We start from the raw sequence: 14507 nt of genomic DNA, 5'->3' as shown, positions 1-14507 counted from the left end.
CTTTTTGAGATAGAGTGACATAGTAATGCTCACACCCATCATTCAAAATGGCTGTTGTCAGAAGGTAAACTAGCAGCAATTGCTTTTGCAGCTGCTTCATCTGTAATAAAAATAGTTTGCTTTGGCGCTACTTTAAAATAAGAAAGCATCGCATTGACCTTTTGTTTTCCAGCTGCCACGGCAATAACTTGCTGGCTATTTTTAACCTGTTCAAGCTGAATGCCAATCGTGCGGATACGATGTACGATTTCACCTTCGGCATTAAAGTAATAGCCAAATGCCTCACTTACCGCACCCTTCTCCTCAAGAATTCGCAAATCCTCGGAGGATGAATTACGTCGAATCGCCATTTCCTCTGCCGATCCAATGCCATGGATTACACAATCTGCTCGATCATAAAACGCCATCATCTCAGTTACCATAGGTTCAGTTAACATAGCTTTGTATGCTTGCTCACTTAAATGCTCAGGCAAAAATAATGTACGATATTGTTCCTCCATCTGCATGGCAAATGTTGCAACAAGCGTATTGGCTTGCATTTGCATTTCATGACCAATTCCTCCACGTGCAGCAACAAAGGTAATATCTTTTTGTCCATCTAACGGATGTAAAAATTGAGCTAGGGAGGCAACTGATTTTCCACCAGTAACCGCTACAACTTGTTCATCAAAAGCAGTAGACATAAATTGCAATGCAGCTTCCTTGCCAAGCAAGGTTAGGACTGTATTGTCTTCACTATAATCACCTGGGACAACAACAACATGTTGTATGCCAAAATGTTTTTCAAGTAATTTCGCAAGCTGGGTTAGACCAGACCATTCATAAACGATGGCTCTTAGTTTTTCAATGACTTCTTCGCCATCATCTGTACATACCATACCCGACTTTTGCGAATCTAATAACCCTTGTTCACGTAAAATGTCAGTTTCTTTGCGTATTTCTCTTTCTGTCATTTTCAATGAATCTGCGAGTGTTCGACGCCCGATAGGTTGCATGAGTTGAACGGCTTGCAAAATACGATATCTAGATTGCAGAAGCGGATACATTTCAGGAAGTAGCCTTTGTTGCGCCTCTGGAATAGTGAACATATTTATCTACTCCCTTGTTAATAGATGCGGGATATTTTCAGTCCCACTATATTATTTTGCGTCCCACTTATGATTTTATTATAATACGCATAGTTGGAAAGTGCAAGTAATTGTATAGTTTTGGATTTAAAAAAGCCCCGCAGCTTTGTAAAAAGCTACGAGACTTTGGTTTGCTTATTTTGTGAAAGATAAAATTGCGTTTTTCTTGAATCCTTCTAAAGCTTTTGTTGCCTCATTTTTATTTGTAAATTCAAAAATACGAACGTCTTTTTTTTCAAATACTGTAATAACCCACATTGTAAAATCTCCCTTCACATCGCTTTTGTAATATAACAACCACTAAAAATTGTGATACTTTTCATTATCTGTTTTATAACAATGTCTTACTTGATACCTATTCTACTCCGATTTTTATAAAAGAAAAGACTAATGTGAAGGTCTTCACAAACTGTTCAAATTCAAACCGCTTTCATTGAACAATTTGTGAATTGTATGAATGACAACTAATAATAAAGCAATTTTCGCCGTTACTATCTTTATAAAGGCATGCAATTTAACTACCCAGATGTTCCATTAATGTGGCATAGTCCAGATTACCATATTGAATGACGGTCCCATCTTTTTCTACTACAGGTATCATGAACATATATTTTTCGTGTATGTGATCATCCTCTTCAATATTTACTATTTCAATATCGAACGCTACATCTTCTTGTACAAGCTTTAAAGTATGTAGGCCCTCTACACATAATGGACAATTAGCTCGACTAAAAAATTGAACAATCATGGATGTCACCTCCTGTCTCTATTATAAACGAAGATTTTTGCTTTCGTTTTCTTCATGGTTGAGCTTTAACGCTGAAACTGGCAACGGCATTGATAGCCACAACGATTGTAAATCATATCATGGATTCATTCAAAACTTTATTATAAAAATTAAAGGCATTGAGTGCGAATAACAATCACATCAATGCCTTTTTGCTATTATGTTATTTTAAATGATGATCAAGGAACTTCACCATGGCATTATAAAATTCGATTCTATTTTCTTCGTTCGCGAAGCCATGGCCCTCATTATCCTTAAGCATATACTCTACATCTACACCTCTAGCACGTAAAGCTTCTACGATTTGGTCGGATTCTGCTTTGTTGACACGTGGATCATTTGCACCTTGTGCAACAAATAAAGGTGTTTTAATTTTATCAACATGGAATACCGGAGAAACTGCTGTTAGTAATTCTTTATCTTTCTCTGGATGACCTACTCGCTCATAAAACAAGTCCCGCATCGTTTCCCAGTACGGTGGAATTGTGTCTAAGAGTGTGAAAATGTTAGATACACCTACATAATCAACTGCTGCTGCATATAAATCTGGTGTAAACGTAATACCAGCTAACGTAGCATAACCACCAAAGGAAGCACCGTAAATACCAATACGTTTAGAATCAGCGATACCTTGATCAATTGCCCATTGAACGCCATCCGTTATATCATCTTGAATTTTCAAGCCCCATTGCTTATTACCGGCTTGAAGGAATTCCTTCCCATAGCCAGTGGAGGAACGGAAGTTTACTTGTAGCACTGCATAGCCACGATTTGCTAATAGCTGTACTTCTGGATTGAAGCCCCACATATCACGCGCCCATGGTCCACCATGCGGGTTTACGATTAGAGGAAGATTTTCGGCCTTTTTATTTTTCGGCAAAGTTAAATAGCCGTTTATCGTTAATCCATCACGGCTCTTATAAGAAATAGGGTGCATTTCTGCAAGATCTGCAGATTTTAACCAAGGGCTCAATGTCGCTAATTCTTTTAATTCATCTGTTGTCGAATCGTAATAATAATATTTCCCATAGATTGTGTCACTCGAAACACTCACAATAAATTTTGTCATCTCTTTATTGTAATCATTTATACCCAATTCGCTTTCATGAACACCAAGCTTGTTTTGAATTTTACGGAATAACTTTTCAAAGTCCTTATCAAAGAATTGATAATGGATTTTATCCGTAGCATACGCACCAAACAATAATTTATCTTTTTCAGCATTATATAATACACCTGAAACATCAACTTCATCATTGGACATTATTACTTCTTCTTTACCTTGTAGGTCATACTTCACTACTTCTACTTTATCTCGACCTTTATTGGATGTTGCATAAATAAACTTATTGTCCTTCGAGAAGGCTAGTGGCATTACTTCATCCCCAGCCCCCATTTTAATAAATGGTCTGAATTCATCCTTTTCTGAATCTCTATATAGGATAGCACCTTTCACTCCATCAGTAGCTACAGCTACACGTACATTGCCGTTACGATCTGCTAACCAGTTCGTAATATTGCCAGGATTTTTGGCAACGTGAGTTGTTTTACCCGTCTTTACATTTAGCTTGTACACATCAAAAACGGTTGCATCCTCTTTGTTCATCATGATTAGAATTTCGTCTTTTACACCCTGTAGGCTATCCAATATCCCTACTGTCACATTAGGGTATGGCGTTAAATCTTTTTCCACAGAACCGTTAAATGTTGTAGAGTAAATATGGAAGTTCTCATCTCCACCTTTATCTTTCAAATAAAGTAAAGAATCGTCCTTCCAAAAAAACCCTGCAATATTCCGATCTTTTGAGCTTGATACACGAACTGGCTCACTATTATCATTCATTTTTTTCACAAATACATTCGAGCGATTCTCCCATGCAGAGGCAAATGTAATGTAGTTCCCATCAGGAGAAAGTTCGTAGCCAAAGTTCCCTGGGTTTTTCACAAAATCCTCCACGGAAATTTCTTTTACTCCTTTATTACTGGAACCATTTTTTATCTTTTTAACATTGTTAAGAAGTTTACTAGCCTCTTGTTTCGAAATAAAATCTGTGCTTGATGATATTCCTTTAAAGAAACCAAGCTTATTCGCTTTCTTTAAATACTCCGCTAGTGTCTTTTCTTTTCCTTCTTTATTGGCAGCTCTAACTAAAATCCGAGCTGCTTGATCACGTTTAATAGTGGCGCTTAAGTCTGTAATCTCTCCAGCCTTTACCCATTGATCCTTGATTTGTTGTCGCATTGAATCGGAGCCATGCTGGAATGTTAAAGCTGTTACTGCTAAATCTAGAAATTCCTGCGCTGAAAGTTGTTGCTCTTGTGCTAATACGATATTTGTTTCATTGGCAGCACGTACTTCTTGCAATGTTGCAGGAATAACCGTAGCAGTTGTTAAAATAATTGCTAATGATGCAGTTAAAAATCTTTTTTTCAAAATGATTCCTCCCTATATCAGTTTACGTTATATCGATAGTCGATATATTATAAATTATACCATTTTATGTATTTTTGTCAATATTTTCATATTTAAAGCGAACTAAACCATTAGCCCGCTGTTGTGACGTATATTAAAATTTTCGGCTTGCCCCGCCTCCTGCTGAAGAACCGCCACCAAACCCTCCAAAACTGCCACCACCTGAGCGTCTCCCACCAAAGCTGCCAGGGTAACCACCATAGCCTCTCCCACGTGGTCCACCTCCACCTTTCGAAAAGAATGAGGAAAAAATGATGACCGCTATAATGATGACAATCATGAGCCAAATGGGTATTTCTTCATCTGCATTTGCGCCAGCTGGTAATTCACCATTCCAGTTATACTCTTCTGCTACAGCACGAAATACCTCAGCATATGTAGCTAGAAAGGCTTGATCATTATCACCTTCACTTGCGAGAGGGTAAAAAGCATTATCTAAAATACGCCCTAATTTACCGTCTGGTAATGCTCCCTCCAAGCCTTGACCAACAGCTATTACCACATCATTTTGTCCTTTACCCTGTCCAAATGTAGCGAGAATCAGGGCACCATTATTTTTCTCTTTGTCCCCAATGCCCCAAGAGCGTATCAGCTTTGTCGCATACATCTTCGCCTCCTGCCCATGAAGGCTATCAACGGTTACAACCATAATTTCAGCACCCGTTCCTTTATCCAACTGCTCTGAATAATGGTTTAATTTCTGTTTTACATCTAAAGATAAGACATTAGCAAAATCATGAATATACGTATTTTTCATTGGCGACGGCATTGCCGCTTCCGTTATATCCCTGCAAAAAAGAAGCACAGAACAAATGATAATCAGCTGTAGTATACAACGTTTCATCACTGTGTACCCGATTGACTAAAATCAATAGCTGGCGCTTGTTCGGCACCCGCAGTAGCTTTAAAGTATTCTTTTTGTTCAAAACCAAACATCCCTGCCATTAAATTTCCAGGAAATCGTTTAACATGTTTATTAAATTGTTGTACTTCATTATTGTAATCCTCACGTGCTACTGCCAAGCGATTCTCTGTGCCTGCAAGCTCATCCATTAACTGCCGAAAATTTGCATCTGCTTTTAAGTTAGGATAGTTCTCCACAACTACCAGTAAACGACTTAGTGCACCAGTTAAGGTATCATTCGCAACAGCTTGCTGCGCAGGAGAATTAGCATTGCCCATTTGAGCTCGTGCGTTGGTAATATCGGCAATGACCTGCTGCTCGTGATTCGTATACCCTTTCACAGATTCAACCAAATTGGGAATTAAATCATAGCGGCGTTGGAGTTGGTTTTCAACCTGTGCCCATTTGGAGTCTACATTTTCCTCAGCTGCGACTAAACTGTTATATTTTGGAATCAGCACTAAGGCAAACACAATAAGCATGAGGACAATCATCCCAATTGGTCCAAACCATTTCTTCATGTTCAAAAACCTCCTTGACTTGCATTTCCTTTTGTTAGTGTTAGTCTACATTTTTGTCTTTGCATTTATACCGTATGAAATTCATTTGGCTTGACATACTAAATACTGCAACAAAAATTAATTGAGGAGGCGTTTATTTTGTCACAATCGTTTTACAATGAATCATCCAATCAAACAAATTTAAATCAACAACATAGCCTAAATCATGGTGGCCACGAAATGATGGACATGCATGAAGCAATTGGTGAAATTATAGCAGGTATGAACCAAGCTATCATTTTACGTCCACAAGTAAAGGATCAAGAACTACTCAGCATTTTGGATCGTCAATATAATTTTTCATTGGGCATGTATAATACAATTGTTGAGTCCTTTAAAACAGGTCATGATCCATCTGTTCCTACGGGGCGTTACCAAATGGAAACAGGAAATGATTTTAAATACGGTTTAACTCCAGGGCAACCAAAAAAACCGATGCAAAATGCTAATGAAATTAATGATGAAGCCATTTCAGGTTTCTTACTAGGCGCTCAGAAGGGTGTAGCAAAGTGTATGACGGCTGCCGCAACAGAAACGACAAACCCTGTAGTTCGCCGTGTTGTTGCTGATAGTATTCCCAACTGCATTGAAATGGCCTACGAATTATCTATTTACCAAAATAAACATGGCTACTATCAAGTGCCTCAATACTCACAACAGGATATGCAAACGATGCTTAATGCATTCGATACAACCTCTAATCCCCTTCATTAAAAATCAAAAGGCAGTCTATAGTGAGAAATTCTCACCACGGACTGCCTTTACTAATTATAGTACTTTTCCTAAAAATGCTTTAGTACGCTCACTTTGTGGATTTCCGAATAGTTCCTCTGGCAACCCCTCTTCTACTATATAGCCACCATCCATAAAGACTACACGATCACCCACTTCACGAGCAAAACCCATTTCATGTGTGACTACAACCATCGTCATTCCTTCAGCAGCTAGATTTTTCATAACATCTAATACCTCTTTTACCATTTCAGGATCAAGTGCTGAAGTAGGCTCATCAAATAAAATGGCCTTTGGTTTCATCGCTAACGCACGTGCAATGGCTACACGTTGTTGTTGTCCACCTGATAGCTGTTCAGGATAATTATAGGCTTTACTGTCGAGACCTACCTTATTTAACAGCTCATGGCCAAGCGCTTCAGCTTCAGAACGACTCATTTTACGAATTTGCATTGGCGCCATCGTGACATTATCGATAACGTTCATATGAGGGAATAGGTTAAATTGTTGAAATACCATTCCAACCTCAGCTCGAATCGCATTAATGTTCGTTTTAGGATCATTGATCTTCACATCTTCAATATAAATGGCACCATCTGTTACTTCTTCTAGCATATTAATGCAACGTAAAAAAGTACTTTTTCCTGAACCAGAAGGTCCAATGACACAAACAACCTGTTTTTCTTGGATTTCATAATCGATCCCTTTTAATACCTCTAGCTTACCAAAATACTTGTGTAGGTTTTCAATTTTTATCATCTTGCTTCCCGCCCTTCTGCCTTACGAGGGACATAACTATTGCTAAATCGTTTCTCAATAAATGCAACAATCTTCGTTACACCATAAGTTAATATTAAATATAGTAATGCAGCAACCATGTACGGTTCCCAGAAACGGAAGCTTGCACCTGCTACAACTTTACTAGCATATAGAATATCAGGTGCAGCAATGACTGTTACTAGAGAGGAATCCTTTAATAGTGCTATGAATTCATTCCCTAATGGCGGGATCATTCGTCTAAATGCCTGCGGTAAAATAACCTTACGCATCGCCTGGTTATGTGTAAGACCTAGAGAACGAGCGGCCTCCATTTGCCCCTTTGCAATACTTTGAATACCTGCACGAAAAATTTCAGCATTGTAAGCAGCACAGTTTAAAATAAGCGCGGTAATCCCTGAGACCATATATCCTAAAGAATGACCAAAAATGGTTGGAATAACAGCTAAGTGTATTAATAAAATTTGAACAAGCATTGGTGTTCCACGGAATAAATCAATATATAATTTTGATGGCCAGTATATCCATTTTTTACTTGATAATTTCCCTAGTCCTAAAAATAGGCCTAAAAGAATACCGCCAAAATAACCGCTAAGTGTCAAAATAAGTGTTACGCCAATACCTCGTATAAACATATCTCGGTAGTTCCAGACAATGTCCCAGCGTAGGTCAAAGATGTCCATCCGAAAACCCCATTTCCCCTTTAAAGTTACATCCATTAAATGAGTCGCTAGCATACTGCTTTGCGAGTGGCATTACCAGTTTGTTATTCGAAATCAGTACCTGTAATTTCTTTTAATTTGCCGTTTTCTTTAATCTTTTTCAAACCTTCATTTAATTTATCTAATAGCTCTTTATTCCCCTTTTGAACCATAAAGCCATAGTATTCTTTTTCGAATGCATCATCTTGAATAACTTTAATTTTTTGATCTGGATGCGCTTTAATATATTCGTATACTACTGCATTGTCTCCAATAGCTGCGTCAACATTACCATTTAACATCTCTTGAATTGCGATTGGCTGACTTTCAAAAGCCATGATATTTGTACTTGCTTCACCCTGTAGCTTTTTAGCTGCCATATGACCAGTAGCATTAATTTGTACGGACACCTTTTTATCTTTTAATTCATCTAATGATTTAATCTTTGAATCTTCTTTCACAACAATTAATAATTGAGACTCATAGTATGGCTCAGTAAAATCAAATGATTCTTTGCGCTCATCTGTAATGGTAATCCCTGAAGCACCAATATGTGTTTCACCATTTTTAATTGTTTGGAAAACGGGTTCCCAACCAATATTATTCCACTCTACTTCGAAATCCATTTCATCAGCAATTGCTTTTAAAATATCGACATCAATCCCCACAATTTTCCCTTTATCGTCAACAGATTCAAACGGTGCAAAAGTCGCTTCTGTACCTACTTTATAAACTTTCTTGCCATCTCCACCTTCTGAAGGTGTACTACCCGAAGAGGCAGTATCCTTTGTCCCACATCCTGCAAGTGCTAAAGTTAGCGCTGCTAGTATCATAAGTAACATCCAAGCTGTTTTTTTCATTGCATTTCCCCCTATTTCGATAATTTTCCATTCTGCGTATTATTTTTCGCAATTCGGAAATATTAGACTATTAGGTCAATTATATTAATATTATAGTATTTGTACAACAACTTTTCGCATAAAACTAAATATTTTTTCATATTCATTAATAAAGAAATCATTTAAATAGAAAAAAAATGCATTAATAACAAGAATATGAACCTAAAATTAATATATATACAATTGAAAAAATGCTAAATTTCGATAAATTTAAACAAAAAAAAAAGAATCCCCTCAGAAAGGATTCTTTTTTTCGGCTATTACTAGCCTTCACGGTCAGTATGTTCACTAAAAAATAATTTGGAGTTGTTGCTTTTTTGAAGGTTTGAAAGGCATAAATAGGGGAATAATGCCAACTAGGACAGTATTCCCATTACTTTTCCTCTCTATCTCCACTAAGCAGGCTGCTAAACTACTTATTAGGAGATTGAGCTATTACAGTATATCTATATTCAGTAAAATGGCGCCCTCGGAGGGAATCGAACCCCCAGTGCAAGAACCGGAATCTTACGTGTTATCCATTACACCACGAGGGCAAAAAAAACAAAAAAAAAGTACTCACCCTAGGCTTACGAAAAGCATGATGTAGATAATCCTCATTTTGGAGCATACCTGCAAAATAGTGTTCTGTACTTTCAATCTTATAACCTTACCTATTATACAAACGTATCACATATATTTCAACCATATAATACAAAAAGAATTTATTTTTTTTTATTTAATTATTTCACTTTAGCAGGGTTAATATTTGACCTTCCCTGACTATAATGTGTATGATAAGGTTACAGCTGAAATAACAATGAGTTTTCAGCAAAGGTAATCGAATTTAGTTTTTTGAAGGAGGATTTAACATGAATTTAATTCCTACAGTTATTGAACAAACAAGCCGTGGTGAACGTGCATATGACATTTACTCACGTCTACTTAAAGACCGCATTATCCTTTTAGGAAGTGCTATTGACGACAATGTGGCTAATTCAATTGTCGCACAATTACTTTTCCTACAAGCAGAAGATCCAGACAAAGACATTTCTCTTTACATTAATTCACCAGGTGGATCAATTACGGCTGGTATGGCCATTTATGACACCATGCAAATTATTAAGCCAAAAGTTCAAACGATTTGTATCGGTATGGCTGCATCAATGGGTGCATTCCTACTTGCTGCGGGTGAACCTGGTAAACGCTTTGCATTACCAAATGCCGAAGTAATGATTCACCAACCACTAGGTGGGGCACAAGGCCAGGCGACAGAAATTGAAATTGCTGCTAAACGTATTTTATTCTTACGTGAAAAATTAAACGGCATTTTATCTGAACGTACTGGTCAACCACTTGAAGTTATTGCAAGAGACACAGATCGTGATAACTTCATGACAGCTGAACGTGCAAAAGAGTATGGTTTAATTGATCACATTATGCACCGTAGTACTGATAATAAATAGTAATAAAAAACCTCACAGAATTTCCTCTGTGAGGCTTTTTTACTTGTTAGTTAATCTTCATTTTCAATAATTGTTGCTAATGCTGTAACCGCTTGCTCAGCATCATTGCCTTCACTACTTAAAGTTACCTCCGTACCTTTAGCAACTGCTAAGCTCATGACACCCATTATCGACTTGGCATTAACTTTTTTTTCATCTTTTTCTAGAAAGATATCCGCACTGAAACGATTTGCTTCCTGCACAAATAGTGCCGCTTGTCTTGCTTGTAGTCCTAATTTTAATTTAACCTGGACTCTTCTCTCGATCATTCTCAAAACTCCCCTTCACTACCGTTCATCTATTAGTTTTATCTTACCTTACTTACTAGCAAAAGAACAATAAGCGATTACGCATGACATTCATACCTGAAAAGTATGAAAACTTAACCACCTATTTTTTCACCGCGTCTTAATGCATCTGCTATTTCATCGATTTTTCTTAAACGATGGTTGACACCTGATTTGCTGACAGTGCCACTGGATACCATTTCGCCAAGCTCTTTTAACGTAACATCTTGATACTCTACTCGTAATCGTGCAATTTCACGAAGCTTTTCGGGTAGTTGATCAAGACCAATTGAATTTTCAATAAATCGAATATTCTCTACCTGTCGTAATGCTGCTCCAATTGTTTTATTTAGATTGGCCGTTTCACAGTTCACAATACGATTGACACTATTGCGCATGTCTCGTAATATCCGAACATCCTCAAATTTCATCATTGCCTGATGGGCACCCACAATATTGAGAAAATCAGAAATTTTTTCTGCTTCCTTTAAATAAGTAACAAAGCCTTTTTTGCGTTCGATTGTTTTGGCATTGAGTTCAAATTCATTCATTAAATCCATCAATGCCTCGCCATGTTCTTTATATAAAGAATAAATTTCTAAATGGTAGGCGGATGTTTCTGGGTTATTGACAGAGCCTCCTGCTAAAAATGCGCCTCTTAAATAGGCTCTTTTTTGGCCATTTTTTTTAATGAGCTTTCTTGAGATCGTATGATTAAATTGAAAGTCGTCTGAGATGATTTCTAAATCAATTAACAGCTCGCGTGCTCCTTCTCTTACACGGCAAATATATACGTTATTTTTTTTCAATCGCATTTTCTTACGAACTAGCAATTCTACATTGTATGGATACAACTTTTTCATAATCGTATATAGTCTTCTGGCAATTGCAGCGTTTTCAGTTTGCACGTCCAAGCTTAGTTGTTTATTCGCAAAGGATAATGAACCATTCATACGAATTAGGGCAGAAACTTCTGCTTTCATACAATGATTGTCCGCTTCTATTTGGGTTAATTCCTTTTTCGTTTCTGAAGCAAAAGACATATCACGCCCCCCTTTCAATCATAATTTCTATGTATATGTTCATCTTACCATATACAACAAACACTTTATGTTTCTATTATCCGGTTGGTTCTCTTAGCGGTCATAAATACCGGCATAATCCACCAACCACTCTGCAACATTCGTAGCATTATGTCGAACCGTTCCATCTGGACGAATTGTAGCAATATCGCGCCTTATAACCTCTAATCCCATACTTTCAAGCTTTGCCACATCAAATGTCACTGGCTCTGCTCTTTCCTCTTTATATAATTCTTTTACAGGATTTGGTAGCTCTTCGTCATTCACTAAAATCGAATCAATAAAGGAAGCGCCAACATGCTTATGTATGGCAGATACATGGTCACCTGCTGTATAAGAAATGGTTTCACCTTTTTGTGTCATTAAATTACATACATACATTTTCCTTCCTTTTGCTTTTACAACAGATTCCCCAATCTCTTTGACAAGTAGATTTGGAATGATACTTGTGTATAAGCTTCCAGGACCAATTAATATATAGTCTGCACGCTGAATTGCTCGAATAGCTTCTGGTAACGGTTGCACGTTTTCGGGTACTAAAAAAACGCGATCAATGCGTTTTGTCGCTGTTGGGATTTTGGATTCACCTTCAATGATTGAACCATCCTCTAAGACAGCATGTAAGTTGATTTTTTTATTGGCTGCTGGTATTACACGGCCATGTACTTTTAAAACCTTTCCCATCTCACTTATAGCATGGTTAAAATCACCTGTAATATCAGTAAGTGCTGTTAACATTAAGTTCCCTAAGGAATGGCCACGTAAATCCTCTGATGCAGAAAAACGGTATTGAAACATTTGCTCCACTAGCGGTTCAATATCTGATAATGCCGCAATGACATTACGAACATCACCTGGTGGCGGGATATCATAATCATCTCGTAAACGTCCTGAAGAGCCGCCATCATCCGCTACCGTCACAATAGCAGTAATATCAAATGGATGGTGCTTGAGCCCACGAAGTAATGTAGATAGTCCTGTTCCACCACCAATTACCACAAGCTTTGTTTGCTTTTTCCCCATTCACTCATTCCTTTCTACGATTAATATCACGATGCGTAATAACCGTATTCTCTTTGCTGGCTAAATAAGCCCCAAAAAACTCCGCTAAAGTTACTGAACGATGCTGACCACCTGTACAGCCAAAAGCGATGACAAGTTGTGATTTACCTTCTTGGCGATAAAGAGGAATCATAAAGTCGAACAAATCTGTTAGTTTTTGTATAAGTATTTGCGTATCTTCCAAGGCTAAAACATAGGAGGAAACTTCTGTTTGAAGACCCGTCTTCGGACGTAGTTCTTCCACATAATAAGGATTTTTAAGGAAGCGAACATCAAACACTAGGTCTGCATCTATTGGCATACCATGCTTGAAGCCAAAAGACATGATGTTGACGGTAAAAATAGTATCTGCCTCACTGGCAAATTCTTTGACTATCTTTTCTCGCAATTGCTTAGGCTTCATGTTGGATGTGTTATAAACAAAATTAGCACGACCCTTTACTTCCGATAAAAGCGCTCGCTCTTGCTTAATACCATCTAAAGGTAAGCCGCTTACTGCCAATGGATGGGCCCTCCTTGTTTCTTTATAGCGTCTTACTAATGTGGCATCATCCGCATCTAAAAATAAAATACGTGCTACAATGTCGCCTTCTTTTAGTATATGGTCTAACGCCCCAATAAGCGCATCAAAAAAGTTGCCTCCCCGCATATCCATCACTGCCGCAATACGTGTACTATTTTTTCCAGAATCTCTTAACAGAGTTAAAAAAGTTGTAAGTAACGCAGGTGGTAAATTATCAATACAGTAATACCCTAAATCTTCAAAGCTTTGAATAGCTACGGTCTTCCCAGCTCCAGACATTCCTGTAATAATAACCAATTCATGTGTTCTTTGTTGGCCTTCAACCACCACTGTCATGCAACTCCTTTATTGTTCTTTTGATATTTGTATTTTCTGATGAAGTAATTCAAAATTCGTTGTATAGTCAAACGTGCCATACTGAATACCAGATTGCGAAACAGCAAATTGTAAATTAGTGCGATCTCCTTCAGCCATTGGCAAATGTGCTAAATCCTCTACTGGGTGCCATGCAAGTTTACCTTCTCTAGTTTCTACAAACGGTACACCTTCTACATCCCTAGCAACGAATGTATAAAGCATCCATTCATCTACGACTTCATTATTTTCTTTAATGACCATCGTATAAACACCCTTTAGGTGTACATGTAAAGGTATAACATTTGTCTCTTCTTGAAATTCACGAATAGCAGCCTCAAAGATGGACTCACCGCTTTCCATTTTTCCACCTGGAGCAACGTACCAACCTCGTCTTGGTTTCTGAAGTAATAATACTTTACCGTCTTTTACGGCAATTAAATTTGCAATTCTTTGCATCGGCACACCTCTAATCACTTTTGCATTCTACTCTCCATTATAGCAAGACACTGCAGGATTTGTCCTCATTTACAACTCTCATACCTAGACATTTAACAATTTAGTTTTAACTAAGAAATTAATGAAAAAAAGCGCATGCTCTTTTCATACTCTATACAAATAAAAAAGTAGGTTGTTCCCACCTAATTGAGGCGGAAACAACCTACTAAACAAAATAAAAGGGGGATTGCTAATTACACTTTAAATCATACACCTTTTATATGTCATTCAAGTTACAACAATATTAAAACCACATT

The 14507-nt window shown here is 37.5% G+C and carries 16 protein-coding genes and 1 tRNA gene; 2 read left to right on the top strand and 15 right to left on the bottom strand.

The window, feature by feature from the left end:
- Positions 1 to 38 precede the first annotated feature (38 nt).
- From ACP3VS_RS11935 to ACP3VS_RS11910, 6 genes are all read right to left on the bottom strand, one after another.
- The gene (locus ACP3VS_RS11935; protein WP_031417789.1) at positions 39 to 1088 is read right to left on the bottom strand and encodes a sugar-binding transcriptional regulator; all 1050 of its coding nucleotides are present in this window, start codon (positions 1086 to 1088) and stop codon (positions 39 to 41) included.
- A gap of 174 nt (positions 1089 to 1262) precedes the next feature.
- On the bottom strand, positions 1263 to 1385 hold the full coding sequence (locus ACP3VS_RS11930) for a hypothetical protein (protein ID WP_255250346.1): 123 nt from the start codon (positions 1383 to 1385) through the stop codon (positions 1263 to 1265).
- A gap of 256 nt (positions 1386 to 1641) precedes the next feature.
- A complete protein-coding gene (locus ACP3VS_RS11925; protein WP_012292241.1) occupies positions 1642 to 1875 on the bottom strand; it encodes a glutaredoxin family protein in 234 nt (77 codons plus the stop codon).
- 202 nt (positions 1876 to 2077) lie between these two features.
- Complete coding sequence (locus ACP3VS_RS11920) at positions 2078 to 4348, bottom strand: S9 family peptidase (protein WP_099806105.1); 2271 nt, start codon at positions 4346 to 4348, stop codon at positions 2078 to 2080.
- A gap of 133 nt (positions 4349 to 4481) precedes the next feature.
- A complete protein-coding gene (locus tag ACP3VS_RS11915; protein ID WP_031417792.1) occupies positions 4482 to 5231 on the bottom strand; it encodes a TPM domain-containing protein in 750 nt (249 codons plus the stop codon).
- The gene (locus ACP3VS_RS11910) at positions 5231 to 5812 is read right to left on the bottom strand and encodes a LemA family protein (protein ID WP_036160514.1); all 582 of its coding nucleotides are present in this window, start codon (positions 5810 to 5812) and stop codon (positions 5231 to 5233) included. The genes ACP3VS_RS11915 and ACP3VS_RS11910 overlap by 1 nt, the downstream gene beginning before the upstream one ends.
- A gap of 138 nt (positions 5813 to 5950) precedes the next feature.
- Here ACP3VS_RS11910 and ACP3VS_RS11905 point away from each other — a divergent pair, with 138 nt between their 5' ends.
- Positions 5951 to 6565, top strand: coding sequence for a spore coat protein (locus ACP3VS_RS11905; RefSeq protein ID WP_012292238.1), 615 nt, complete (start codon positions 5951 to 5953; stop codon positions 6563 to 6565).
- Between the two features lie 54 nt (positions 6566 to 6619).
- Here ACP3VS_RS11905 and ACP3VS_RS11900 read toward each other — a convergent pair whose 3' ends face one another.
- The 4 genes from ACP3VS_RS11900 to ACP3VS_RS11885 all read right to left on the bottom strand — a co-directional run bounded on the left by ACP3VS_RS11900 (position 6620) and on the right by ACP3VS_RS11885 (position 9496).
- On the bottom strand, positions 6620 to 7342 hold the full coding sequence (locus tag ACP3VS_RS11900) for an amino acid ABC transporter ATP-binding protein (protein ID WP_012292237.1): 723 nt from the start codon (positions 7340 to 7342) through the stop codon (positions 6620 to 6622).
- Positions 7339 to 8043: an amino acid ABC transporter permease gene (locus ACP3VS_RS11895; RefSeq protein ID WP_031417795.1), complete on the bottom strand. Its 705-nt coding sequence runs from the start codon at positions 8041 to 8043 to the stop codon at positions 7339 to 7341. Before ACP3VS_RS11895 ends, ACP3VS_RS11900 begins: the two co-directional genes overlap by 4 nt.
- An 83-nt stretch (positions 8044 to 8126) precedes the next feature.
- Positions 8127 to 8921 (bottom strand): basic amino acid ABC transporter substrate-binding protein, encoded by a 795-nt coding sequence (locus ACP3VS_RS11890; protein ID WP_012292235.1) that lies wholly within the window; start codon positions 8919 to 8921, stop codon positions 8127 to 8129.
- Between the two features lie 500 nt (positions 8922 to 9421).
- A tRNA-Arg gene (locus ACP3VS_RS11885) sits at positions 9422 to 9496 on the bottom strand.
- A 315-nt stretch (positions 9497 to 9811) separates the two neighbouring features.
- Here ACP3VS_RS11885 and clpP point away from each other — a divergent pair.
- Positions 9812 to 10405, top strand: a complete 594-nt coding sequence (clpP, locus tag ACP3VS_RS11880; protein ID WP_008173241.1) for an ATP-dependent Clp endopeptidase proteolytic subunit ClpP — start codon at positions 9812 to 9814, stop codon at positions 10403 to 10405.
- Positions 10406 to 10455: 50 nt separating this feature from the next.
- Here clpP and ACP3VS_RS11875 read toward each other — a convergent pair whose 3' ends face one another.
- From ACP3VS_RS11875 to ACP3VS_RS11855, 5 genes are all read right to left on the bottom strand, one after another.
- Positions 10456 to 10713, bottom strand: a complete 258-nt coding sequence (locus tag ACP3VS_RS11875) for an HPr family phosphocarrier protein (protein ID WP_004228023.1) — start codon at positions 10711 to 10713, stop codon at positions 10456 to 10458.
- Positions 10714 to 10826: 113 nt separating this feature from the next.
- Positions 10827 to 11774, bottom strand: coding sequence for a DNA-binding protein WhiA (gene whiA / locus ACP3VS_RS11870; RefSeq protein WP_008173244.1), 948 nt, complete (start codon positions 11772 to 11774; stop codon positions 10827 to 10829).
- Positions 11775 to 11867: 93 nt separating this feature from the next.
- Positions 11868 to 12836 (bottom strand): gluconeogenesis factor YvcK family protein, encoded by a 969-nt coding sequence (locus ACP3VS_RS11865; protein ID WP_012292233.1) that lies wholly within the window; start codon positions 12834 to 12836, stop codon positions 11868 to 11870.
- A gap of 4 nt (positions 12837 to 12840) precedes the next feature.
- Positions 12841 to 13734 carry an RNase adapter RapZ gene (gene rapZ, locus ACP3VS_RS11860; RefSeq protein WP_012292232.1) on the bottom strand — a complete coding sequence of 298 codons (894 nt, stop codon included), beginning with the start codon at positions 13732 to 13734 and terminating at the stop codon, positions 12841 to 12843.
- 9 nt (positions 13735 to 13743) lie between these two features.
- Positions 13744 to 14211, bottom strand: a complete 468-nt coding sequence (locus ACP3VS_RS11855; protein ID WP_281486900.1) for an 8-oxo-dGTP diphosphatase — start codon at positions 14209 to 14211, stop codon at positions 13744 to 13746.
- Positions 14212 to 14507 lie beyond the last annotated feature (296 nt).

Source organism: Lysinibacillus sp. VIII_CA (genome assembly GCF_049943995.1).
In the GTDB taxonomy this organism is placed as follows: Bacteria; Bacillota; Bacilli; order Bacillales_A; family Planococcaceae; genus Lysinibacillus; species Lysinibacillus pinottii.
This window is presented reverse-complemented; position numbering and strand designations above follow the sequence as displayed.

Coding starts and splice junctions, on each gene's coding strand:
- ACP3VS_RS11935 (WP_031417789.1), bottom strand. CDS start 1,088: ATGTTCACTATTCCAGAGGCGCAACAAAGGCTACTTCCTGAAATGTAT.
- ACP3VS_RS11910 (WP_036160514.1), bottom strand. CDS start 5,812: ATGAAGAAATGGTTTGGACCAATTGGGATGATTGTCCTCATGCTTATT.
- ACP3VS_RS11865 (WP_012292233.1), bottom strand. CDS start 12,836: ATGGGGAAAAAGCAAACAAAGCTTGTGGTAATTGGTGGTGGAACAGGA.
- ACP3VS_RS11925 (WP_012292241.1), bottom strand. CDS start 1,875: ATGATTGTTCAATTTTTTAGTCGAGCTAATTGTCCATTATGTGTAGAG.
- ACP3VS_RS11930 (WP_255250346.1), bottom strand. CDS start 1,385: ATGTGGGTTATTACAGTATTTGAAAAAAAAGACGTTCGTATTTTTGAA.
- clpP (WP_008173241.1), top strand. CDS start 9,812: ATGAATTTAATTCCTACAGTTATTGAACAAACAAGCCGTGGTGAACGT.
- ACP3VS_RS11900 (WP_012292237.1), bottom strand. CDS start 7,342: ATGATAAAAATTGAAAACCTACACAAGTATTTTGGTAAGCTAGAGGTA.
- whiA (WP_008173244.1), bottom strand. CDS start 11,774: ATGTCTTTTGCTTCAGAAACGAAAAAGGAATTAACCCAAATAGAAGCG.
- ACP3VS_RS11915 (WP_031417792.1), bottom strand. CDS start 5,231: ATGAAACGTTGTATACTACAGCTGATTATCATTTGTTCTGTGCTTCTT.
- rapZ (WP_012292232.1), bottom strand. CDS start 13,734: ATGACAGTGGTGGTTGAAGGCCAACAAAGAACACATGAATTGGTTATT.
- ACP3VS_RS11895 (WP_031417795.1), bottom strand. CDS start 8,043: ATGGACATCTTTGACCTACGCTGGGACATTGTCTGGAACTACCGAGAT.
- ACP3VS_RS11855 (WP_281486900.1), bottom strand. CDS start 14,211: ATGCAAAGAATTGCAAATTTAATTGCCGTAAAAGACGGTAAAGTATTA.
- ACP3VS_RS11890 (WP_012292235.1), bottom strand. CDS start 8,921: ATGAAAAAAACAGCTTGGATGTTACTTATGATACTAGCAGCGCTAACT.
- ACP3VS_RS11875 (WP_004228023.1), bottom strand. CDS start 10,713: ATGATCGAGAGAAGAGTCCAGGTTAAATTAAAATTAGGACTACAAGCA.